Here is a 24,569-nt window from a genome sequence, read left to right on the forward strand (position 1 = left end):
TGCCACACTTATAAGTAGTAACCCACCTCCGCAGCCATTTATTGGTGTGGTCTACAGAGGATTATGTCTTTTTAGAGGGGAAAATCCCTAGAACCCCAACAACCTCGCCATCGCATCCACATCAATTTTCCCGCTGCTTTTCTTGAAGCTATAACGGCCAGTGAACAGCGTATGCGTCCATGCAATGGCAAGTTGACGTTCTTGGGGGCTATATCTAGTCAAAGTTGCACAAGTCTTTGTAAAATATTGATTTAATCATCTACAAAATGACATTCGTCACCCTAAATAACCAAAAAAGGTTTCAACGTAAACAATTTTATTTGAACATTCGCAACGCGACGTTTAATGTGAATTACCAGAAGTAAGAAGCAATATTTGCTTATAGGATTGTGTTAAATGCCAAATTGGATGGTGGAATTTTTGTATGTTGTTCTAATGTCTAAGCGATGTGTTTTTGCGTTCTTGTTAGGGATTATCCTGTTCTTCTTGATAAGCGCTTATGGTCACCATGCTTTGGAAAATTTTCAACTACAAGGAGTTTTTAAAGGAATTGAAGATGTTGTCAGAGATAAATTTCTTAGACGGTATGATAAATTAGCTCTCGGCGCTCTGATTACCTGCTGGATTCTGGCAATTAAGTTTTATATCAAAGATAGAAAGCGTTTCTTATAAACCTGGAAAACCATGAAATGACATCTCAAGTTGCCATTCAATGAAATCGTAATAATAACTGTTATTACGATTTGGAAATGTCAGAATGTAGTGTTATGCTGATCAAATGAAATATCATCCCATTACTGACACCATCGAGCTTCAAGCGTTACAGCGAGATATTCTTGACTCTCAAGAATTTAAATCGGTGTACCCTACTTTGTCTGAGTATATTGATTCATTTGAGCAACAAGGCATTCCTGCAAAAAACGATTTGAAGCAATTGCTCAATTTCTTGGTAACAGGCCTTAGCAATGCAAAAGGCACTCAATCACGGTTCAGAAACGAAGCAGAGAGGTTTACCTTGTTTTGCTGGCACGAACGCGGAAAGTCTGTGTTAGATATTAAACTTGAAGACATAAAGTTGTATATCGATTGGATTTGGTCACCACCAAAAAATCTAATTGCTGATACAACAATATCGAGCCGCTTTAAATACAGATCTAATTCAGATATTCGTGTTGTCAATCCAGAATGGCGCCCTTTCGTGCATCGCACGCCTAAGGCAAATCGGAAAATCGAGTCATTGATAGCACCTGGAAAGGCTTCCAGTATCAAACATGCCTATAAACTCAGCCAAACGTCACTACGAAATTCATATGCATCATTAAATATTTTTTTTAAATGGTTAATCGATGCCGAACTGGTTATGCGTAACTATCTGGCTGACGCTAAGAAAAACTGTAAATATCTGATTAAAGGAAAAATATATCAGCCACCACATACGTTTGATGATGAGGTCTGGGATATATTTATACAATGCCTTACAGACGCAGCTGACGAAAACCCAAAGTTTGAAATTCACAGGTTTGTAGTGTTATCCCTAAAAGTATTATTCTTAAGAATTTCGGAATTATCCTCTCGTGACTATTACACCCCTTTGTTCAATCATTTTCGACCGGATCCTAGTAATGAAGGCTGGGTATTGCATGTCGTAGGCAAGGGAAAAAAAGAACGTGTAGTAACGGTGCCTGATTCGTATATTGAAAATGTGCTGGGTAGATACCGTGAATCGATGGACTTAGCCCCCCTACCCAGAATCGATGAGGATACTCCTATTCTCCCATCTACGAAAACTGGTAAACCGCTTAAGCAAGACAGTGTCAATAATATTGTTGAAGAAGCGTTCGATTTGGTTATTTCTACTCTTATGAAGAGTGGAAAGAAACAACAGGCGCTTGATATAGCCGGCGCATCATCGCATTGGTTGAGGCATACCGGAGCTACTCAAGCATTAGATGAATTGAACGAAACTATGTTAGCCGAAGAACTTGGCCATGCCAGTGTAAAAACTACAGTTGAAATTTATGTAGCTCCTGCACACAGAGATAGAATACGCAAAGGTTCTCAACGAAAGCTCTGAGCACAAAACCCATTATTCTTAACTTATCCTATGAAAACACAGAACGTGGTTATTCAGTGGAAGTGGGCAGCTTACTGCGACTTCAAGCAGTATCGGTTAGCTACCGGATCGCGCCAGGAAAAGACGCAGGAAAAGAGTATTTACCTTGCAAACCTTGCCCGAAAAAACGAAGGTAACTATAGTCATTTAGCACTAATAGACGGCTTTGGTTTGCATCCTGTCGTTTTCGCCGACACTCATCAAACAGAAAAGTTGGAGCACTGGTGTCGATATATAGAAAGGCCTTCCACATACCTCATACCGAAATTCAGTACCAAAGACCAGTTCACTTACTTATGTTAACGACAACTCATGTCATGTTATCTTCACAATACCTATTGTGTATACGAGTAACCAGATTTGAATGCAGCTGTCATTATGTCTAGGCTATAGTGTCGATAGTTCTTTATACTCCGAACACGCCGGATACCGTCGAATTGTTTACACTGATGTTGTCGACCCTGCAGCGACATCAACACTAATCCAATCAGATCGCACCTGTTGCTGCACTTTGCCCCCCGGCAACAATTTCCATTTTGCGCCTGACATTTCGTTAAGATTTCCCGTGTCCAAACGAAAGGCCGCCATTTCAGCAAGTGTTGGGTAACGTCCATTTTGAATTGGATAACCCGCCCGAATAAAACGCTTCTTGAAGTTAACCCGCAATTCGCCAACAATTAGCTGCAACGCGCCATTGGCATAAAACAGCGTTCCAGAAGTCGTTACGGGTTTACCTCCCAGTCCTAATATTTGGGGGGCGATTTCGCTGACAGAAAACGTCACGACTTCGCCTGCCGACAACTGAACTAATTGAGCATACACTTTTTGTCCTAAACGCTCGGCCAGTGAGGCAGAAAATACACTGGCGGACTCATGATCATAGCCAAGTAAGTCGGGTACGTTCGCCTCTTCCTCATATTTCAACCCTGCCAACATCTGTTTAACGGTTACTTCAGGAATGGTCGGCGATAGCTTGTCACTCCTTGCCCCTGGTAGTTCTTTGACTGCTATGTAATCTACCCCCTGCTGCCAGACAATGCGTTCCTCAGCACTCGCTGCAATTGATGAGAACATCACTACAACGACCATGATCCAACGGATTGATTTTGTATTTATCATGTTTAGCCTTCTCAATTCACATTAAAGTAACAATAATCAGCAATTCACATACCAGTCTGACGTTACAGTTATTAGCAGCCCGAGCACACCGCCAACGACACTGATAATTTAATAAAAATCATAATATTAAAGACAAATATATAGCAGCCTATGCACGCTTAACGGCAGGCCACATTGGCGTAAGGCGACTTCATTTGTAAAAGAAATGCGACAATTGCGATGCTACAGCTGATGCAAATCAGCTCGATTTCGCTGCGCCCTGAATATGCTCCACATTCAGAAAATATGAAAAAAATACATTTATTCAAACACATAAAGACAATCAGCGATATCTCTAAAAAATGGTGCGCCGATTGCTCAGGTAACCATGAAGCGACACCACTGCGCAGTTTGATCCGCAGTGCGTGTCACACGATATTTTCATGATTAAATTAAGAGAATCGCGTATGTCTGAGATACCTGTATATCAAAATTATATTAATGGTGAGTTTCAACCTCATTCAGCATCTTATATCGAGGTCACTAATCCCGCGAACGGTGAGCTACTCTCCCGGGTACCCAATGCGGATACGTCGGAGGTAGAAGCGGCCATAACAGCAGCGAAGAAAGCACAAAAAGCCTGGGCAGCGAAACCCGCGATTGAACGAGCACAATATCTGCACAAAATCGCCGATAAGTTGCGACAAAACGCGGAACACCTGGCAGCAGTAATTACCAAAGAACAAGGTAAGGTCCTCAGTCTGGCAACCGTTGAAGTAAATTTCACCGCCGATTACTTAGATTATATGGCTGGCTGGGCACGTCGAATTGAGGGTGAAATCATCACCAGCGACAGGCCCGGTGAAAACATTTTTATGTTCAGAAAACCATTGGGTGTAGTCGCCGGGATCCTGCCCTGGAACTTTCCGTTTTTTCTGATTGCACGAAAAATGGCGCCAGCACTGATCACCGGCAACACCATCGTCATAAAGCCTAGTGAAGAAACGCCAAACAATTGCTTTGAATTTACCCGACTGCTCGACGAAGTTGATTTACCCGCGGGTGTTTTTAACGTGGTTTGTGGCACTGGATATGGAGTAGGCCAAGCACTAACGTCAAACAGCCAAATCGATATGATCAGCTTTACCGGCAGCGTAGCTACTGGCTCAGCGATTATGGCAGCCGCCGCGCCAAATGTTACCAAGCTCAACCTTGAACTTGGAGGAAAGGCGCCGGCAATAGTGCTTGAAGATGCCGACCTCGATCTGGCAGTCAATGCAATTAAGGCATCCCGGGTTATCAATACAGGCCAGGTGTGTAACTGCGCAGAACGAATTTATGTGCACACTGCGGTAGCCGATAAATTTATAGAAAAGTTGAGTAGTGCGATGGCAGCGACGCGCTATGGTGACCCAATGAAACAGTCCGATCTGGAAATGGGACCTCTCATTAACCAAGCCAGTCTGGATAAAGTCATCTCCATGGTGAGTAAGGCGAAAAGCGAGGGTGCACAAGTCATCACCGGCGGTAAAGTTGCAGATATCGGCCCGGGATTTCATTACGAACCTACTGTTCTTGCAGGGTGCCACTCAGACATGGAGATCATGCAAAAAGAGATTTTTGGACCGGTATTGCCCGTGCAAGTAGTAGCCAGCCTGGAGGAAGCCGTTGAATTAGCCAACGCCTCTGAATACGGCCTGACATCCTCGGTTTACACCCGAGATCTCAGGCAGGCCATGCGTGCAATTGACTTACTGGACTATGGCGAAACCTACATTAATCGTGAAAACTTTGAAGCCATGCAAGGGTTTCATGCCGGTACCCGTAAGTCCGGGATTGGCGGTGCCGACGGCAAACACGGGCTCTATGAATATACCCGCACCCACGTCGCCTATGTGCAAAACTAAGTCTAATTAATCCATAAACAAAGCGCATTGTGGCGGTATACAGTGCGCTTTTTGCCGAAACGGCAATTACTAGCAGTTTTGTTAGGGCTGCAGCCCTCTGTATCACGAAGCTAAAAGGAAAATGAAAACTAACAACGCATAGTTCATATTATAGTTTACTGTTACAAACAGCGTTAGCCTCAGCATTTATAAAAAGTTTTCAGCGGTACCCATAGCCTATTTTACGTGAAAGTTAATCATGACAAGATTAAAAAAGAAACTAAACCGAATTCACATACCTACTTTTGAAATAAACTGCCCATATACCAATTCAGTTAACCAGCAGACAATTGAAGTATTCAGCACAAAAATTCCAGCTAATTTTGAAATAAAAAAGCTGAGCTAGTGTTATGTAAATTAGCCATCGAAGATTCAATAACTTTTTTTACTGAGCAAAAACCTCATAAATTATTTGACGGAAACGCCTTTTTAATAATCAATTCAATAGATATTTACTCATCAGTAGAAGAAGCTGATTATTTTTTTCAGAAGACTCAGGCATCCCCCCCTCAAAATAGTATTAGATTATCAGTTAACAACGCCAGAAATAATCACGTTATATTTATCAACAACTGAATTTAAAATTAAAAAGCCGCAGGTGTGATGCTGCGGCTTTTTATACACTCAGTAAACAATGAACAGATTAAAACGTCACTGAGACCTCTACGATAATACCGTCCCACTCTGCTCCACCATCAGCTCCGAATGCAGCAGTACCGCCTCCGGAATACTCTTCTTCTTCTTGCTTAACATATTCAGCTTTGAATAACGTGAAATCATTCATCCACCAGCCGCCGCCCAACTGCAAACGGCTTGCGGTGTTATTGCCGGTAATACCAACGCTTTCGTTATCTGATTCGGCGTAACGGGCTGCAACATAAAACTCTGAATTAATCATATAGCGCCCTTCTACAGACCAAAACTTCATTTCAGATTCCTGCTCTACATAACTGGTTTGAAACGCCCCCTGGCCATTTTCCCAGCTATAATCGTCTTTTGCACTCCCGTACAAAGCATGGAACATAACTGTATCGGTCATGTACTGGACATCAGCCTGCCAGATAAAGGCGTCAACGCCCGGCACAATCAACGGGTGGGTTACTCTGGCATTCGGTGCCGAACTGGCAAACTGATAGTTATCGCCGTCTCCCACAGCAATCAACGAGCCAGCGGTCTTCCCTTCTACAGCACTCATCTCATGATTGGTGGAAAAAACACCTGCTGCAAACGATAAACCATTGCTTAAATTATAGGTTCCGCGTAAGCCGTAGTTGTACCCTCGTCCGTCGGAAAAGTCCGCGAAAAAGTCCGGTGTCGACAACGTACCATCCCAGGTAATACTGCTGCCGCCTGCCAGTTTATGTACCCCATACAACCACAAACCTTCTTCTGCTGTGATCATGTCTACCAGACTATTGCCAACAAATGGGTTACTTTGCACTGCCGCACCATCAGAATAGCGCAGGAAGTTCTGCGTGGTGGCGATCATATTTCCCAGCCTGACACCCACTTCCTGATTAATCTGATACTGTATCCACGCTAAATCCTGGCTGATAGCAGCGCTGCCGTTATTCCAGTCGTTGGGCTCCTCGGCGAGTTCGGCAAAAACAGATAGCTTGTCTGTCAACTGCGCATTGATATTTAACGCAAAGCGTAAACGATGAAAGCCAGAGTCAGTGTTAGCATTGCCCGGGTCCGCTGCTGCGCCATCAACTTCCATCCCTGCCTGCCAACTTTGCATCACCGCACCAGACAACTGAATCCGGCTTTTTTCCTGCGCAAAAGAAGCCGGACTAAAATAAGTCAGCGCTAAGGCAGAAGTGGCTAGTACTATTTTATTAAACTGCATATTATTGTGTCCCCTGTTTGGAATTTAAACATTCATTCGCAAATAAGGGATGGCAAAGAACATGCCATTGTAATTAAATTGTAAAAATTAAGTTTAACCATTAATTTAAAAGGAATTTTAAATCAATACGAACTTTATTGGAAAATAACTGTTCTTAAAAATTAAACTAGTGTCGCACGCTATATGCAGCATAGTGCAACAATTAATTACGGCAATAAAAAACCGTTAATCACCTATTGATAATTAACGGTTCAGATAATATAACTCAGATTATTAGTAAATATCGTTGGGCTGAACAATATTGTATTTTTTCATTTTTCGGTAGACCGTTGAACGGCAAATATTGAGCTCTTCTGACACCGTTGTAATATTCCACCGGTGTTTTTTTAACGTGTCTAATAATAACTGACCTTCGTGACTGCCTGCATACTTAGACAAAGCCTTTTCTTTGACAACACCAGTCTCTTGCTCCGTATCTAACGCATCCAGCGAATGATGATCGAGAATCTCATCTGGCAAACTATCAAGCGTTATCAAATTGTTTTCGCTCACCGCAGCGGCATATTTCAACACGCTCATTAACTGGCGTATGTTGCCAGGCCAGTGATACATTTCCAGCGCCTGGCGAGCCTTTTCATCTATTTGATAGTCACCCAGGTGCTGTAGCTCTCGTCTTACTACATTGGCAATAATAGCTGATTTATCGGTACGCTCCCTTAGCGGTGGCAGTTTCAGCGCCATGCCATTGAGGCGGTAGTAAAAGTCTTCCCGAAACTCCTTTTGGTCTATTCGCGCTCGCAGATCCTGGTGGGTGGCAGAAATAACCTGCAAGTCCAACGCAGTCGGTTCGGTGGCACCTAATGGCATTGTTTCTCGCTCTGCCAGTACACGTAGCAAGCGTGTTTGCAATTGCACAGGCATATCGCCAATTTCATCTAAGAACAGGGTTCCTCCATTGGCCAGTTCCAGCTTGCCCTTCATGCCATTTTTGTTGGCGCCAGTGAAACTGCCACTGCGATATCCAAATAGCTCACTTTCTATCAACGTTTCAGGGATGGCAGCACAATTTAATGCGATAAAGGCATGGCCGGCCCGCGAACTGGCATCATGGATTGCCCTGGCAAAGGCTTCCTTACCCGTGCCGGTCTCGCCGGTAATTAATATTGGAATGTCTTTATCAATAACTTGCAGAACTTGTCGCGCGATTCTTTGCATCCGTGGATCTTCACCACTTAATTCGTTCAGTGAAGGATGCTTTCCTGAAGTTAAGGGAGAGGCTGCTTTAGCAGCAGTCCGAACCGATCCAGACGCCACCGACCGGGAACCAGGCACCCGCAATGCCAGTTCAATCTCTTCCAGTAATAGTGGCGAATAAACCTTTATAACATTGCTACCACCGTTTGTTTTGGTGAGTAACTCATCGATAGAAATACCAATGATATCTTGTAACCGGCTCCCTGGGAGCAGTTGATCAGTTGGCAGCAGTGACGAGTATTCAAAAAATGACGAACGATTTGCCCCGGTGATAACGCCTCTTTCGTTAACCGCTAATAGCTGCTCCTGCGCCAAATCGAAAAAGCTTTCCGCCGGACGAATATTCAACGTCATCTGATTCCGATAGGTCTTGCGAAAATAACTGTTTTCAATCATTCGCCCGTACATCATGACCATTTGCAGCGTCATAAACTGGCTGCTTCTGTTTTTGTCAGCGCCAAGACATGACGCGTTCAGGCAGCCACGTAATTCCCCCATGGGATCAAATATAGGGGTAACGGAACAACTTAAGTCTCTGTGACTGGGATAAAAGTGCTCATCCCGGTGAATAATAATCGACTCTTTTTCAACCAGACAGGTACCAATACCATTGGTACCTACCTGATCCTCCGCCCATCGTGCCCCGATAAGTAATCCTGACTCTTTGCTGCGGACTTTTTCCCGAGTAGGTAGATTGGTCGCCAGGGTTAACCCTGAAGCATCGGTTAGCACAACCGAGTAGCCTGCATCAGCAATTCGCTTCGATAAACCAGTTAGCCCCTGCCGGGCAATATTTAAGTAGTCTTCCTGTTGCTGCAATTGCAATCGCATCTCTGAGGACGATAAAACTTCAACCTCGTTGGTCGCATGCGGATCAAGGCCGTGCTTTAGCAAGCTACGTTGCCAAGAGCGGGAAATCGGTTCTGTCGGCTGAATATTTCGAAGCTGAAATTCGGCCGACATAAATGTTTCAGCACCACTAACGTCCATAGATTGCGAAGTTTGTTTCATCATTACCGTCGTACTCCGTTCTTAGTTTATTGCAGGCAATGTACTAGCAGCATCAGGCAATTCCCCTGGTCAACTATTCAACACCTTATCAAATTAACGTAATGATGCAATTTTTGTAACATTTTTTTCAAATATGCATTTTTTCTTGTATTTACCGCCACATTGATGTGGATCCGTTTGCCGCCCCACCATCAAATAAAGAGAAAAATAAAACAAATACAATCACTTATTATTTTTTAGTTGTTATTACTTAGTAGCTAAAAGCCCTGCAGGGAAAATACGGCAAAACGGCTCGGCAAATATTGGTAAGTGCGATTCTGCCAACCGCAACCGAAAAGTGTCTCATTGTTGCATTAACGCTGCGACAGGTGTTTCTTCACTCAAACGACTTTCTGTACTTAATTTTTTCAACGAAACAGCACGTCCCAATAAACCTTTTAAAAATCAACAAATTAAGAATATAACCATCGGGAAATGTTATTGGCATGTTAATTGATTTAGGCATTCTGCTCGAACAAAACGACTTTCAGAGGTAAAAAATGAAAAAAACTAGTGCTCCACACCTGAGCTACCTGAGTTGCTGTCTGGGGTTAGCAGGTATCATGGTTAGCTCTTATGCATCAGCCGCCGGTCTGACCAAGCTAACAAAAGAAATTAAAGACTACAAACCTGTCACGCAAAAGCGGTTAAACGAAGCAAACCCCAAAGATTGGTTGCTACCCAAAGGGAATTACGAAGGCTGGATGTTCAGTGAACTTCAGCAAATTAATAAAAAGAATGTTAAAAAGCTCACACCTGTCTGGACCTACTCCACCAACCTGGACTCCGGCCATGAGGCTCCCGCCCAGATCAATAATGGCGTCATGTTTGTATCAACACCCTACAATCACGTGATCGCATTGAATGCCAAAACCGGGCAGGTTTACTGGCGCTATAAGCATGACAATCCTTATGATCTGTCGGTGATGCATAACACCAGCCGCGGCATTGCCTTATGGGACGACAAAGTCTATGTCGCCGGACTTGATGGCACTTTGAATGCGCTGGATGCCAAAACCGGGGAACGCATTTGTCAGGCGCAGATTGGTGACTGGAGTATCGGTGCTTATATCACCTCGGCGCCCACTCCGGTGAAAGGTAAGATACTGGTCGGCCCGTCTGGCGGCGAGTATGGCGTGCGGGGCTTTTTAGAAGCGATGGACGCCGAAACCTGTGAACAGGCATGGCGCACATACAGCGTACCAGGTCCGGGTGAGCCAGGTCATGAAACCTGGAAAAAGCAAGGAAAACGCCCCGACGCATGGAAATATGGTGGCGGAAGCATGTGGATGCCGGGTAACTACGATCCAGAGGCCGACATACTTTACTGGGGAGTGGGTAACGGCTCACCATGGCTCGGTGATCAGCGCCCCGGGGATAACCTTTATGTGGCTTCATCGATTGCCATGGACCCGGACAACGGCAAGATCAAAGGCCATTTCCAGTACCATTACAATGATTCATGGGACTGGGCCGCCATGAATGCACCAATGCTGGTTAATTTTAAACAAAATGGCAAAACGGTTAAGGGCCTGGTCTCACCTCAGCGTAATGGCTACATGTATTGGCTGGAGCGCAGTGACGACGGTGAAATAGGTTATGTTGAAGGCAAACCCTTTGTTAAAAATAACGCCTTTAAGTCGCTTAATAAAAAAACCGGTCGCCCTACCTATGACTATGATCATGTTCCGGTCACGGGTAAACGGGTGGATTACTGCCCTAGTCTGTGGGGCGGTAAAAACTGGCCTTACGAGTCTTATAATCCGCAAACCGGCATGGTTTATGTGCCGGCCAATGACAACGTATGTAACTCATTCCTCGGCAAATTTCAGGATGATGTTGAACCTGCATCCGGTCAATTCTGGGCTGGCATCGATATTCCCGACCTCGATGTTTACCTTGATGACCCTAACAAGGGTGTAGGTCAACTTCAGGCCTGGAATATCAATTCCCGCGAAAAAGTCTGGCAACACGACTTTGGCAAAACCATGAACTGGGGCCCTGTGCTATCAACAGCAGGCGGCATTGTGTTTGGTGCTGGTACTAACGACCGGATACTACGCGCCTTTGACGCCGAAAGCGGCGAAGTATTGTGGGAATTCCCGCTTAACTCAACGGCCATTGCGCCCCCTGTGAGCTACGAAGTTGACGGTAAGCAGTATATCGCTATTACCGCTGGCTATGGCGTAGACGCACACTGGACCAACAGTGTTCTGGCCGACAAAGATGAATCTGGTGAATGGATCGCAGATGTCCCTGAGGGCGGGGTAATCTGGGTCTTTGCACTGCCGGATTAAGTCTCTTTGGGGTGACGAAAGTCGGCGCAATGGCGCCGGCTTCCAGGTTCGTTGTACATAAACAGATTCAATAAAGTAGTAAGAAGGTATCCTATGACAAATCGTACATCTGACAATGTCAGAAAATCCCGGTGCTGCCAGGCGGATTATGATGGACCAGATAATGGCTTTCGTCGGGACATGCTGAAGTACCTGGCCTTTGCCATTCCTATTGCCAACCTCTCTGTCAGCGGCAAGCTGTCAGCTGCTCAGAACCGACCTGAGCGACTGCCACCACAACCCGGCGACCGACTGACGTATTTCAGTAAAAGCAAACGCGGCCAGATTATAAAACTATCCGATTTGGCCGAACTCGACAAACAACAGCTCATTTTGCCCTACGACGCGCAGAATAACATTGTCCGCGACGGCTCACGCTACAACCAGGTGCTGCTGCAAAAGCTCCCCGAGAGCAAGCTTTCCAATGACACCAAGGCACTATCGGCCAGTGGCGTGGTGGCTTATTCAGCCATCTGTACACATGCTGGCTGCCCGGTCACCGGCTGGATGACAGACGAGGAAAACTACATGTGTCCGTGCCACCAGTCTGTGTTTAACCCCAAAGACAGCGGAGTTGTGGTGTCTGGCCCGGCACCACGAAACCTGCCCGCATTACCGCTCAAAGTTGAGAATGACGAAATAGTGGTAGCAGGCAATTTTAATAGTTGGATTGGCTTTGGTAAGCCCCCCAGATAACGGAGAGACCCCATGAACAACAAACATAAATTAATGCTTCCTGTTACCACTGGTCTGCTAATGACGTTGTTTTGCAGCCAGGCAATCAGTGCCGCTAAGCCAATGACAGGCGTGAGTTGCCAGGGTGGCTTTTTTGTCCGCACGCCAGATAAACATATTCACTGGATAAATGACGAAGAAGCAAAGCCGGTACAGGTTTACGCACAGGATGATGATATCTACGCAATGGCGGAATGTGGCACCGGAGTGGTTACCGTGTTCGAGAAAAAGCAGGCAGAAAAAACTGAGTATGCCGCTTATTACAGCCCTAACTGCAAAGATATTGGTCGCGAACAAGGCGAAACCCGCACGCTCTATCAGGGCGATGTAAAGATAAACCGCATCCGCCCGTCTGCTGATGGCCTGGAAATTCGCCTGGTGAATAACCAGTTTTTGCGCGGCAGTAGTTGCAGCGCAGTTAGCGCTATTAAGTAAGGCAAGAAAGGAAAAGGTAATGGGGCTCATTGGTCGCGGTAAGATATATATAGTAACACTGCTGACGCTGGTCAGCGCCAGTGGCAATGCGCGGTTGGAAGCCAATGAAGAGCAGGCTCTGAGCAAACTGTTAGACAGCTTAAGTGATTCTTATGCATTTACGGTTGATACTGTGTCGCCATCAACCGAAACACCAATGTTTCGGTTAGGCATGGAGCTGTTCTTTAGTAAATCACTCAGTGGTAATCAGGATGTTGCTTGCGCCAGTTGCCATCACCCATATCTTGCCGGGGGCGATAGTCTCAGCCTGCCGGTTGGCGAGTCACCGTATAATGACAATTGGGTAGGACCCGGACGCTGGCATGACTGGCAGCGTTCGGCCGATCCAAAAGCTGACGGGACACCCAATGTTGCCAGACACTCTCAAACCACGTTTAACGCGTCATTATACAGCCGCTCGATGTTTTATGACGGGCGCATTTTTGTGCTTGATCCTACCTTACGCTCCCATGGTGAAGATCAGCGCCACCGGACACCGGATAGTAATTTGTGGCAGGGCGATAGCTCTGCAGGACGCGATTTACTCGCCACTCAGGTGCGCTTTCCGGTGATATCCACCGATGAAATGCGTGGCCATACCTTTGCTGCCGACAGTACTAACGAAGGGGTACGCCACGCACTGATCGAACGGCTCAAACAAAGCGAAAATGTGCAGCAGTGGCTGCAGCTCTTTCGGCAGGCCTTCGCCTCACCCACTGGCAGCCCGAATTCGCTGATTACATTTGCCAATATCGAAACTGCTATCTCCTATTATCAGTCTACTCAAATCTTGCTGGATGCCCCCTGGTTTGACTATGTTAACGGTAAAGCCAACGCGCTGACGGCCAGTCAGAAGCGCGGCGCAAAGCTATTTTTAACCAGTACGGATAAGGGCGGTGCAGGTTGTATAAACTGCCATACGCCGCCAATTTTTACAGATGAGAAATTTCATAATATTGCTGCGGTGCAGATTGGACGTGGTAAACAACCCAATGGGGAAGATTTTGGCCGCCGCGGCGTAACACAACAAGACAAAGACCGATATGGATTTCGTACTCCTTCACTACTAAACGTGACGGCAACCGCTCCCTACACTCACGCTGGCGCTTTCACGGATCTTGATGCCATCATTGCGCATCATTTGGCACCGGATGAGTCGGTTAGTCAGTTTGACTTTAGTTTTGCTAACAACCCGCAATTGAAGCACGTAGCCGGGTTGCTCAGCGACAGTAAACAACACACCCAGGATGCACTGGCTCAGCTTAACCGGGAGCAAGCAGCAGGCAGCAGCCTGCTGCCTGCCGGCCTGACCCTAGCTGTAACGCAGATAGACGATTTAAAGGCCTTTCTAGCCAGCCTTACCGATCCTTGTATTACCGATAGAGCCTGTATGGCGAAATGGGTACCTGATAGCAATGCACCAGCCCCTGACGAGCACCGCCTCGTAGCAGAATTTCGCGGTCATATGCCTCCTCCTCAACCTGTAGCCATACACCTGGAGGCAACTCACACCAGTCTGCCTCATCAGACCCCGGGGCCAGCACTCCCTGCTGCGTTGCTTAGCGATGACGCATTTGGCTGTTCCCGCTCTGCACCGACGCATCAGTCTCTTGCCAAGCACCATAGCCCCCATCAAAGCGCCAAACGCTTTGATGAAGTGGCTGTGAGTGCCGGGTTAGCTCACAAACATCACATCAATTGGGAGAACTATACCCTGTCTTCGGCACAACGCCTGATCTTTAGCGGTGGACTGGCGGCCGGCGATATTGATGGTGACTGCTGGCCGGATCTATTTTTTGCAACCGGAGACGCGGCAGCGGACGTACTGTATAAAAATGAACGAAACGGCACCTTTAGCGATGTCAGTAAAGTGTGGGGATTAACCAGCGTTGAACTGTCTAACGGTGCAGCCATGGTAGATATTGACGGCGACGGCGATCTAGATTTATTCACCTCTAATCTGCTACAGCCCGAACTGCCATCCATCACCGGTCAAAAGATGCAGTTGCCAGACTCCCAGCTTCCCACGTTATACCTCAACGATGCGCAACAAAAGTTGCATGTTGCCGCTGACATCGGATTACAAATACAGCTTACCAGTTGGTCTTTTGCTTTTGCCGATGTAAATAAAGATGGCACCGTAGACATGCTGACCAACCATTGGCGCGGCCCCGGACTGGGCGGCGAACAGCCAACCCACCTGTGGAGCAACATAAGCAGCTCGGAGGGGATCTGGTTTGAAGGTCTGGATACCGAGGCAGGCCTTACAGATTTGGTAGGCAATGCAGACTTTACATTTACCGCTAACTTTACCGACATCAATAATGATGGCTGGCTGGATTTGTTGTTTGCAGCAGATTTTGAAACCAGCCAGGTGTATAAAAACCTCCGCGACGGTACTTTTGCTAGAGAGACCCACGCTCATGAGATTTCAGATCAGAATGGCATGGGGGCAGCCGTTGCAGACTATGATAACGATGGCTACCTGGATTGGTTTGTTAGCAGTATCTGGGACCCGAACGGCAAGCCGGAAGGTAGCTGGGGGGTCAGTGGTAACCGCCTGTACCACAATCACCAGGGTCGGCTGGAGGATGCAACAACACAGGCTGGTGTGGCCGAAGGGCTATGGGCTTGGGGCGCATGCTTTGCCGACTTTAATAACGATGGCTGGTTGGATTTATTTCACGTTAACGGCTTTGATCTGCCGCCACAACTCAGCCGCCATCTTGGTAACCCGCTGGCGTATCGTCGCCTGAAGCAAGCCATGGCTGAGTTTGAGAACACCCCGAGTCGGCTTTTTATTTCTAATCAGGACGGTACATTCACAGAACGCAGTCGTCAGTGGGGGATCACCGATACCTTTTCTGGCCGCGGCGTGGTCTGCATGGACTACGACCGGGATGGTGATGTGGATATTGTGGTCAGTAACCACGAACAGCGACCGGTACTGTATGCCAATCGTCACAACGATGACGCCAGCAACAACTACTTATCCATCACCCTGCGCGATAGTACGCAAAACACCCGGGCACTGGGCGCTAAAGTGCATGTGACTACCGGCAACACTACCCAGTTGCAGGAAGTACGCGCAGGCGGCGGATTTTTAAGCGGTGCGCCGTCAACCCTGCACTTTGGTTTGGGTGACGCCAGCCAGGCCGACACCATTACTATTGAATGGCCAGACAAAACAGGAAGTGTCAGTACGTTTCACAATATTCCGGCTAACCAGTTTTTATACATCCAGGCCGATCGGGGAACTATTGAGCAACGCTCACCTTCGCCCCCACCCCAATCGCAGTAACGAACAGAGGCAGTAACACGCTATGCGCTTAAACCAATGCTACAACTATCAGGACTTCAGAACCCTGGCGAGAAAACGCCTGCCAGGCCCAATCTACAATTACATCGACGGTGGTGCCGATGACGAGGTAACCATGCGGCGTAACACTGAAGCCTTTAATCAGTGTGATTTAATTCCCGGGGTACTTCGCGGTGTCAAAGATGTTGATCTGAGTATCGAGGTGATGGGTCAGCGACTTGAATTACCTGTGTACTGCTCTCCTACCGCCCTGCAACGGTTATATCACCACCGAGGTGAATATGCAGTTGCGGCCGCCGCCGAAAAGTTTGGCACTATGTTCGGCGTGTCGTCGCTGGGCACCGTGTCGATGGAGAAAATTGCACAGGATTTTGATATTCCCCAGGTGTATCAGTTTTATTTTCACAAAGACCGCGAGCTTAACCGGGCCATGATGGAACGGGCGAAAGCCAGTGGCATACAAGTTATGATGCTGACGGTAGACTCAATCACCGGTGGCAATCGGGAGCGGGATTTACGTACCGGCTTTTCGATACCCTTTCGTCTGACCCTGGGCGGCATGGTTGAATTTGCCAGTAAACCCGCCTGGGGCATCAACTATCTGCTCCACGAAAAATTCTCCCTACCACAACTGCAGGCCCATATTGACATGGACGGCGGCAGCAGCTCTATCGGTGATTATTTTACCAATATGCTGGATCCGGCAATGAACTGGCAGGATGTGGCCGACATGGTTGATTTTTGGGATGGTCAGTTCTGTTTAAAAGGCATTATGAGCGTTGAAGATGCCAGGCGTGCAGTAGACATTGGCTGCACCGGTATCGTGATTTCTAATCACGGCGGGCGCCAACTTGACGGCTCACGCAGCTCTTTTGATCAACTGGCCGAAATTGTCGACGCAGTAGGCAATGATATCGACGTTCTTTTTGACAGCGGCGTGCAGCGTGGCTCACATGTACTCAAAGCACTGGCGCTGGGCGCAAAAGCGGTGGGAATTGGGCGGATGTACCTGTATGCACTGGCGGCGGCCGGACAACCAGGTGTGGAGCGGGTCCTTAAGCTCATGCAGGCTGAAATTGAACGCGACATGCGACTCATGGGCTGCAGCAGCATAAAGGACCTGCAACGGGAACATGTTCGCTTTCGTCCCTGATCCCCTGCCCGCAAAACGGAAATAACCCCTATAAAGCGATGACTTCATGAACTCACCTGTTCGCGACACATCGACAACTAACGACTGAATCAGCAAGGCCAATATGACTCAGCATCACCTAATGACCTCACTAACATTAACCATACTTCTCATGAGCCCGCCTCTGCTTGCTGCAGCAGTAACACCATCAGCGGGACCACCAGCAGCTGAAGATATTGAAGTAGTAAAGGTGACTTCAACGAGATTATCACGGGATCTCTTTGCTACCCCGGCGGCAGTTTCGCTACTCGATGCCCGGCAGGAACTGCAACTGCAGGAAGCACTGCAATTAAACGAAGCGCTTAAGTTTGTGCCTGGCGTATATTTTCAGAATCGCTACAACTTTGCTCAGAACCTGCGGATATCCATCCGCGGTTTCGGTTCGCGCGCTCCGTTTGGTGTGCGCGGCTTGCAATTGCAGGTTGATGACATCCCTTACACATTGCCTGACGGCCAAACCCAGGTGGATGATATTGATTTAAACAGCGTTGAACAATTACAGGTTATCCGGGGCGCAGCAGCAGTGCAGTACGGTAATGGTGCTGGCGGCGCAATTGATATCACCACTGTGACCGGCGATAGCCTGCAAGGAGTTAATGCCAGTCTGAATGTCGGCAGCCATGATTTTTATAAAGTAAACCTGCAGGCTGGTACCCGCGAGAACGACATCGACGCGGTTATCAGCATAAGCCACCTTAACTTTGCCGGCTACCGGGAGCAAAGTCAGGTAAAGAAAAGTACCCTGCGCGGTAAACTGCGCTGGGACCTCAGTGACACTAAAAGCTTTACGATAATCACCTCGCTGATGGATATGCCTGAAGCACAGGATCCGGGAGGCCTTACTGTCGCGCAAGTGGCTTCAGATCGACGCCAGGCTACCTTTATGGCCAGCAGGCTAAACAGCGGGCAGCAAGTGGCACAGCAAACCATCGGACTGGTTTACCACGATGAGGACATCTTATATGGCAGTTGGTCTGCCAATACCTTTGCTACTCACCGCAACTTTACCCAGCAGCTACCCTTTCCTGGCAGCAGTCTGATTAGGTACGACCGTTGGTTTTATGGCGGCAGTATTGAGCTTTCTCAGGACTGGCAGAACGCTGGCTGGCCAGTAAGGTATACCGCAGGCGCAGAAATCCGCCGTCAGGAAGACGACCGCACCCGATTTAGAGTCACTCCGGATAAAGTTGTCACGCAGCAAACCGCAGATGAATTGCAGCAAGCCACTTCAGTTGGCGTATTTGCCATTGTCGACTGGTTGCTCTTTGACACCCTCACCCTGACCACCGGCGTGCGTTATGATGATCTTGCAATGTCGATAAACGACCGGCTCGGCCTTAGTGCGGTAGGCTCAGGCGAGCGCCACTATCACCAATGGAATGGCAACATTGGTATAAGCTATCGGCCAGGCACGCAACACCAATGGTACGCCAATGTCGCTTCAGCCTACGAGTCACCTACCTTTACCGAGTTTGCCAACCCGCAGGGCAGCGGCTTCAATCCCATCTTAAAACCCCAGGATACCGTGAGTCTTGAGCTCGGTTGGCGCGGCCAGTACAACGATTTAAGTTATGATGTAGCGCTGTTTTCAATCCGCGTTACCGACGAACTCATTGCCTACGAGATTGACGGTCGGGCATTTTATGAAAATGCCGGCAAGACCAACCGCCATGGCCTTGAAACGGCCCTTCAGTGGCAACTTAACCAACACTGGCAATGGCGTAGCGCGCTGACACTGGCCCGCTATGAGTTTGGTGACTTTGCCGCACTCAGCGGCGACAACCTGGATGGCAACCGGATGCCAGGCTTACCCCAAATTCAATGGATTAATCAGCTCAACTGGCAACAAAATGCATGGCGAGTGGAACTGGAAGGTACATTCAGTGGTAACTACTATGCAGAAAACAGCAATACAACGGAAATAGCACAGTATTGGCTGGTGACCGGCCGGGTTGGCTATGATATTAATTCTACTTTGCGAATTCAGGCCGGTGTGCGTAATCTGTTCGATAAGATGTATTTTTCGAATGTCAGAGTAAACGCCAATGCCGACCGGGAAGTAAGCAGTCGGGGTTATTTCGAGCCCGCCCCGGGTCGCAGCTTTTACTTCGGCCTGACTGCCCAATTTTAACTGCATAAAACCTGCGCAACGCTATTACACGGTGAGGTAAGCGTGGAGTAAATTGCGCGCGAAACCTGCGGCAGACTTCTTAGAAACGTTAACCATTTCTAAATGCTGCAGAGCTTTGCACATAAGTGACCTCCGACTTATAGAGCTTAACCAGCAATTATACTGTAAACGCGATGAGCGTTGCGAAAAAATATCATTCAGATCGAAACACATTGCAGGAATGAATGACCATCTTGATTGTTTTGTAATCTATAGTGTTGTAGCAGCATACACACCTCACGGAAAGAATTTAATAAAAGCAATGTCTAATACTAAACAGTATTAGACATTGCGAGAATGGGTACCAATTAACCTTATTACTCTTATGCGCTTGCTACCCACATACTCAAAACATAGAAAAGAAATAAAATTGTCCCATGGTAAACAAATTACCTTTTCGCTATTTGATTTACTATTCCATATCCAGTGTTGCTTTATAAAACTGATTGAGCTTATTTATAGCTTCACTAACGTATTCAGATTTCCAGTACGTCTCAATATGGCTAGCGCCATCAATCAAGTACAACTCCTTTTCCTTAGCATTAACAGCGTGCTCAAAAGCATTTTCTGACATATAAAGGGAATCTGCTTCGCTCCCTGCAATCATTAATAAAGGCTGATTTATTTTGGGTGATTATGAGTAAAACCATAATACTCAAGACCTTCTCGATATAGTTCAAAGGGCAACTTTGCGGTTTGTTCTCTAGTTAGACTCTGGCCACCTACATATTCCACATTACCATTTTCAACTTCGAGCCTTTTAGCTTCTGTTGCTTCACTCAACCGCTGCTGTATGGTATCAAGCTGTGAATCGATATATCCATTACGGCGAACCCGTCCAGAATTGAACATAGATAAGGTCGCTACTGACTGAAAGCGTTTATCTGTTTGTGCTGCCGCAAGTGAATAGCCACCGCCTCCACAAATACCGAGCACACCTAATCTGTTTGCATCTACGCCATTAAACTCACTAATGAAGTCTGCCATACCATGAATGTCGTTGATTCTGTTAGGTGGGATGTCGATATAGCGCGGTTCACCGCCAGAGCCACCTTGATACGCAGCATCAGCTGCTATTGTGATATAGCCTAGCTCCGCTAGACGTTGAGCATACAAGCCTGCTACTTGTTCTTTTACACCACCATTTGGGTGCGCTACCACTATAGCAGGGTAACGTTTACTTTTTTCATAACCAGGTGGAGTGCAAAATTTTGAATACACTGGTGCGAAACGCAAGAGATGAAATGCTGGCAGCTGTAGAGAGTACTGAAAAAAAATCAATAGAAAACTATCTAGAAAAGACTAGAGGACAAGAAATAAAATTTACAATAACGATGTCTCAATTAGAGGAAGCAGTTGATTTGGAGATAAAGAGCCGTAAATTGATTGAAGAATTACTGTTTAACCTCGGAACAACTGCGGTGCAATGCGATATCATTAATTCTCAAGGAGTTGAAGAGTGGGTCGTGATGCCTCTACTCACTAAATTCAATTTAGAAGATAATAAAATTACTTATAGGTTTTGTAGTGAACTTCGTGAAGAAATACTTATCAGTAGAGCAGAGCCTGTAACAGATTCTGTGTAACTTCCATTAGTTATTGAGTTTGAGGCGTTCCTCGGATTCAATAATAAAACGACTCATCGCCTTACGCCAGTTTCGAATCGGCATCGACCATTTTTTGCTGGCATCTTTTATTTTTAAGTACGCCATTTTTCTTACAAAACCATCACTGCGGAAGATCTTCCGCTTCTTAATGACTTCGTGGATAACGCTGTATAACGGTTCAATGGCGTTGTCTACTTCCCCATTAATGAGACAGGGCTGAATTAGAGTTTTCTAGCTTTTCTCGGTAAGCTGCCGGAGGCAGGTTACCCAGACTTTCATGTGTTCTTTCTTCGTTATAATCCAGTCGCCAGAACCAAGCCATTTTGCTGCGGTTTACCTGGCTGAATATATACCAGTTCAATATTATTAGATTCACACCAATCCGTCAGCGTCGCCGAAATTAGCTCTGGGTCATTATCCACACATAGCTGAGTTGGTAATCCTCGCTCAGACTTAAGCTGTTCTAACACGCGTACGACACGACCAGCGGGCAAAGACGTATCAACTTCAATAGCGAGGCACTCTCGCGTGCCTTCATCCACTACATTCAGTGTTCGGAACCGTTTACCGCAATATAACGTGTCGTGCATAAAGTCGAACGCCCATTGATGGTTTGCCTGATCCTGCACTTCTAATGGCTGGGCTATTCGCTTGGGCAGTACCCATTTAGTTCTGCCCCTCAGGTTCAATCCCATCTGGCAGTAAACGCGATAGACGCGCTTGTGGCTGAAGGGAAAGCCTTTGAAACGCATTCAGCCAAAACACTTCCAGAAGCCTGCTCATGGCGACTTGTCCAAAACCGCATTGATAGCATCAATGACAACTTTCAGAAGCAGCCTGTCTCCTTATGTCCGTCTGTAGGTAATATCAGAGACAAGTTCCACCAAAGAATACTTTGGTATAGTTATTTGGTTACTCTTTGGGCTTACGTCAACTCTGAGCATGGTGAAATTAGGCCTTTTTTTTCCGAACATTTCTTAGGAAAGTAGTATGTAATAATTTAATAACCTACCGAACAATAAAAAATATATTTTGAGTTGTCATTTCTAATTTCGTTCCTTCAAAGCTAATCGAACCCAAACCACTGATTAATATAGATTAATTATTTTTAGTGCTCGCTATTTTAATTTTATTGATTTGCTTAACACTATTTTTTAGTAAAATTATAATTTTTATTTATTCTATAAAATATGAATTAAGTTGCTGTATCTATTGCTTTTTTTGAGGCTTTAAGTGTATTGGTAGGTTATATATAACCTTCTTCTCACTAAAAAAGCCTTCACAACTCCTCGTTTCAAAAATTTTCATTTTCGATATAAATCTTTTATTTTACACCCTCTACCATTAAGCTCATGACTTTTAACACCTTTTACTCATGATTAGTAAGCTAGGTAGGTTATTTATAACCTTCTTGATAAAAATGGTGAAATGATGGTAGTTGCTCACCAATTATGTTGACACCATGATTTGGCCTCCCACCAGACAAAGCATGCGTGTTAGCCGTACTCTTATTGGTTTAGTGACACGTTTGTGTCCCAAGTGACATTTTTGCGTCCCAGCGTACTTTGGTATGTACAAGATGAAAAATGTAGTTAGGTGAAAAAACATAAGTAATGATAATGAGCATCCTTCTATTGTAAACGTCCGCTAATCCCACCTAGCGCTTAGCAAAGTGCCATGGTAGTAGTTGCTCGATGTTCGGCGCTGGCTTGCTGAACTCATCAAGGCAAGACATCACATACTCGAACACATTGAGGTCGTTGGCCTTTGCGGTTTCGATAATACTGTAGAGCACCGCACTGGCGTTTGCGCCTGTGGCGGTTTGGCTAAACAGCCAATTTTTTCGGCCTATCACGAACGGTTTAATCGCGCGCTCAGCGCGATTGTTATCGATATTCAGTAATCCATCGAGTGTGTAGCGTACAAGCTTTTCCCATTGGTTCAAGCAGTATTGTATCGCTTCACCTAATTTGGTTTTCGGTAGCACTTGGTGTACTGATTTCTCTAGCCATGTATGGAGCTGGTTGAGCAACGGCAGGCTCTTTTTTTGTCTGGTAAGGTAGCGCACCTCCACCGTTTTATCTTTTAATTGAGTTTCGATACGATAGAGTTTTTGGATGTGATTCAGAGCCCAGTCTGCTTTGCCGCTGCCTTCTTTACCCGCGCCTTTCTTTGCTTCCATAAACTTACGACGTGCATGGGCCCAGCTTGCGACAGGCTAAGCCTGAGAATAAAGGAGGTAACTATGCTGTAACCAAAATTATTCGTTGAATTCCAGAGGGTTCAACTCCCTCTCATGTTCACGTTGGAGGCTTCATTTTGTTGGGAATGGGGTCAGTACAGTACATATCGTAATGGTAAGAGATGTATTGTCCGACCGGGATCTATGGCCGGGGCAAAGGTACAGGATGGAATTCTCAGGAACCTGTGAGATCCAGTATTGACCTGAGTATTAATAAGCGTTTGGCTTTAGCTATTAACAAAGCCGGGCTGTCTGGTAACGGCTTCTAATCAGACAGAGCGAACATGAAGCACGCTCAGGAGCTTAAAAGCGAATCCATAAGTGATTAGGTAGTAGATGCTGGAAGTCTTAGTGCGCCATAGTACTGTTGACTTGGGGGAACTCTGCTCAGGAGGACCCTAACGAGGAAAGGGCGCACCATAACTTTTTAACTGTTGATGGGAAACATAAAGGTGCTCAGAAACCGATGATTGTGTCAACGAAACAACAACAGATAGCCAAATTGGCTAAAGAGAAACCGAAACTAGTATTCACATCACTCAATCATCAGCTGGATATTGAGTGGCTATATGAAGCGTATCGGCTCACACGTAAAGATGGCGCAGTTGGCATAGATGGTGAAACAGCACGTGACTATGAACAGCACTTGGATGCAAATCTGCAATCATTGCTTGAACGAGTCAAGTCTGGACGCTATCGAGCGCCTGCTATTCGTCGCGTGTTTATTCCCAAGGGCGATGGCAAGCTGCGTCCACTTGGGATCCCCACATTTGAAGACAAGCTTGTTCAACGTGCTGTTGTAATGCTACTGGAGCCAATATACGAACAGACGTTCTATGACTGTTCATTTGGTTTTCGACCGGGCTACTCTGCGCACCAAGCGCTACAAAGTCTTCGTAATCACATCATGGATGACGGGGGGAAGTGGGTACTAGACGTGGATATACAGCAGTATTTCGATACCATTGAACATACTCAGTTGAGAAACTTTTTAGACCAACGAGTGACGGATGGCGTTATTCGTAAAATGATAGACAAATGGTTAAAAGCCGGTGTGATGGATGGGAGTAAACTAAAGAAGTCTGTAATCGGGACGCCACAAGGCGGTGTTATTTCTCCTTTGCTAGCAAATATATACTTGCACTATGTATTGGATGAATGGTTTGCCAATACGGTTAAACCTC

At 46.3% G+C, this 24,569-nt stretch carries 17 protein-coding genes and 3 pseudogenes; 12 read left to right on the top strand and 8 right to left on the bottom strand.

Features of this window, described 5'->3' with window-relative positions; all coding sequences use genetic code 11:
- The first annotated feature begins 396 nt into the window (after positions 1–396).
- From MHN09_RS18185 to MHN09_RS18195, 3 genes are all read left to right on the top strand, one after another.
- Complete coding sequence (locus tag MHN09_RS18185; RefSeq protein ID WP_101566822.1) at positions 397–672, top strand: hypothetical protein; 276 nt, start codon at positions 397–399, stop codon at positions 670–672.
- A gap of 106 nt (positions 673–778) precedes the next feature.
- Complete coding sequence (locus tag MHN09_RS18190; RefSeq protein WP_069945392.1) at positions 779–2,074, top strand: site-specific integrase; 1,296 nt, start codon at positions 779–781, stop codon at positions 2,072–2,074.
- A gap of 30 nt (positions 2,075–2,104) precedes the next feature.
- Complete coding sequence (locus MHN09_RS18195) at positions 2,105–2,416, top strand: hypothetical protein (protein WP_069945393.1); 312 nt, start codon at positions 2,105–2,107, stop codon at positions 2,414–2,416.
- A gap of 138 nt (positions 2,417–2,554) precedes the next feature.
- Here the strand turns inward: MHN09_RS18195 and MHN09_RS18200 are convergent, their stop codons facing one another.
- Positions 2,555–3,190, bottom strand: coding sequence for a hypothetical protein (locus tag MHN09_RS18200; protein WP_239241663.1), 636 nt, complete (start codon positions 3,188–3,190; stop codon positions 2,555–2,557).
- A 488-nt stretch (positions 3,191–3,678) separates the two neighbouring features.
- Here MHN09_RS18200 and aldA point away from each other — a divergent pair, with 488 nt between their 5' ends.
- Positions 3,679–5,118: an aldehyde dehydrogenase gene (aldA, locus tag MHN09_RS18205; protein ID WP_101566830.1), complete on the top strand. Its 1,440-nt coding sequence runs from the start codon at positions 3,679–3,681 to the stop codon at positions 5,116–5,118.
- A gap of 682 nt (positions 5,119–5,800) precedes the next feature.
- Here the strand turns inward: aldA and MHN09_RS18210 are convergent.
- Positions 5,801–7,006 carry a hypothetical protein gene (locus MHN09_RS18210; protein ID WP_069945397.1) on the bottom strand — a complete coding sequence of 402 codons (1,206 nt, stop codon included), beginning with the start codon at positions 7,004–7,006 and terminating at the stop codon, positions 5,801–5,803.
- Between the two features lie 273 nt (positions 7,007–7,279).
- Complete coding sequence (locus MHN09_RS18215; RefSeq protein WP_231513036.1) at positions 7,280–9,274, bottom strand: sigma-54-dependent Fis family transcriptional regulator; 1,995 nt, start codon at positions 9,272–9,274, stop codon at positions 7,280–7,282.
- A 599-nt stretch (positions 9,275–9,873) separates the two neighbouring features.
- Here MHN09_RS18215 and MHN09_RS18220 point away from each other — a divergent pair.
- The 6 genes from MHN09_RS18220 (at position 9,874) to MHN09_RS18245 (ending at position 19,497) form a co-directional block, all read left to right on the top strand.
- Positions 9,874–11,607 (top strand): PQQ-dependent dehydrogenase, methanol/ethanol family, encoded by a 1,734-nt coding sequence (locus MHN09_RS18220; protein ID WP_239241665.1) that lies wholly within the window; start codon positions 9,874–9,876, stop codon positions 11,605–11,607.
- 93 nt (positions 11,608–11,700) lie between these two features.
- The gene (locus MHN09_RS18225) at positions 11,701–12,342 is read left to right on the top strand and encodes a Rieske 2Fe-2S domain-containing protein (protein ID WP_081334039.1); all 642 of its coding nucleotides are present in this window, start codon (positions 11,701–11,703) and stop codon (positions 12,340–12,342) included.
- 12 nt (positions 12,343–12,354) lie between these two features.
- Positions 12,355–12,816, top strand: a complete 462-nt coding sequence (locus MHN09_RS18230) for a hypothetical protein (protein ID WP_069945400.1) — start codon at positions 12,355–12,357, stop codon at positions 12,814–12,816.
- 19 nt (positions 12,817–12,835) lie between these two features.
- Positions 12,836–16,156, top strand: a complete 3,321-nt coding sequence (locus MHN09_RS18235; RefSeq protein WP_239241664.1) for an FG-GAP-like repeat-containing protein — start codon at positions 12,836–12,838, stop codon at positions 16,154–16,156.
- A 22-nt stretch (positions 16,157–16,178) separates the two neighbouring features.
- On the top strand, positions 16,179–17,327 hold the full coding sequence (locus tag MHN09_RS18240) for an alpha-hydroxy acid oxidase (protein WP_156077897.1): 1,149 nt from the start codon (positions 16,179–16,181) through the stop codon (positions 17,325–17,327).
- Positions 17,328–17,448: 121 nt separating this feature from the next.
- Positions 17,449–19,497 carry a TonB-dependent receptor gene (locus MHN09_RS18245; protein ID WP_239220272.1) on the top strand — a complete coding sequence of 683 codons (2,049 nt, stop codon included), beginning with the start codon at positions 17,449–17,451 and terminating at the stop codon, positions 19,495–19,497.
- Between the two features lie 451 nt (positions 19,498–19,948).
- Here the strand turns inward: MHN09_RS18245 and MHN09_RS18250 are convergent, their stop codons facing one another.
- Both MHN09_RS18250 and MHN09_RS18255 read right to left on the bottom strand, forming a co-directional pair.
- Positions 19,949–20,110: a hypothetical protein gene (locus tag MHN09_RS18250; RefSeq protein ID WP_239220273.1), complete on the bottom strand. Its 162-nt coding sequence runs from the start codon at positions 20,108–20,110 to the stop codon at positions 19,949–19,951.
- Between the two features lie 47 nt (positions 20,111–20,157).
- Complete coding sequence (locus MHN09_RS18255) at positions 20,158–20,697, bottom strand: alpha/beta hydrolase (RefSeq protein ID WP_239220274.1); 540 nt, start codon at positions 20,695–20,697, stop codon at positions 20,158–20,160.
- Between the two features lie 50 nt (positions 20,698–20,747).
- Here MHN09_RS18255 and MHN09_RS18260 point away from each other — a divergent pair, with 50 nt between their 5' ends.
- The gene (locus MHN09_RS18260; protein WP_239220275.1) at positions 20,748–21,122 is read left to right on the top strand and encodes a hypothetical protein; all 375 of its coding nucleotides are present in this window, start codon (positions 20,748–20,750) and stop codon (positions 21,120–21,122) included.
- A 6-nt stretch (positions 21,123–21,128) separates the two neighbouring features.
- Here the strand turns inward: MHN09_RS18260 and MHN09_RS18265 are convergent.
- From MHN09_RS18265 to MHN09_RS18275, 3 pseudogenes are all read right to left on the bottom strand, one after another.
- Positions 21,129–21,332, bottom strand: a pseudogene (locus tag MHN09_RS18265) (IS256 family transposase); the annotation flags it as partial.
- Between the two features lie 13 nt (positions 21,333–21,345).
- Positions 21,346–21,964: pseudogene (locus MHN09_RS18270) on the bottom strand (DDE-type integrase/transposase/recombinase); the annotation flags it as partial.
- A gap of 836 nt (positions 21,965–22,800) precedes the next feature.
- Positions 22,801–23,349: pseudogene (locus MHN09_RS18275) on the bottom strand (IS66 family transposase); the annotation flags it as partial.
- Between the two features lie 502 nt (positions 23,350–23,851).
- Here MHN09_RS18275 and MHN09_RS18280 point away from each other — a divergent pair.
- The coding region (locus MHN09_RS18280) for a reverse transcriptase domain-containing protein (RefSeq protein ID WP_275446585.1) at positions 23,852–24,569 on the top strand (718 nt) is incomplete at its 3' end.

Origin of the sequence: Alteromonas sp. MmMcT2-5 (assembly GCF_022348315.1) — a bacterium.
In the GTDB taxonomy this organism is placed as follows: domain Bacteria; phylum Pseudomonadota; class Gammaproteobacteria; order Enterobacterales; family Alteromonadaceae; genus Alteromonas; species Alteromonas macleodii.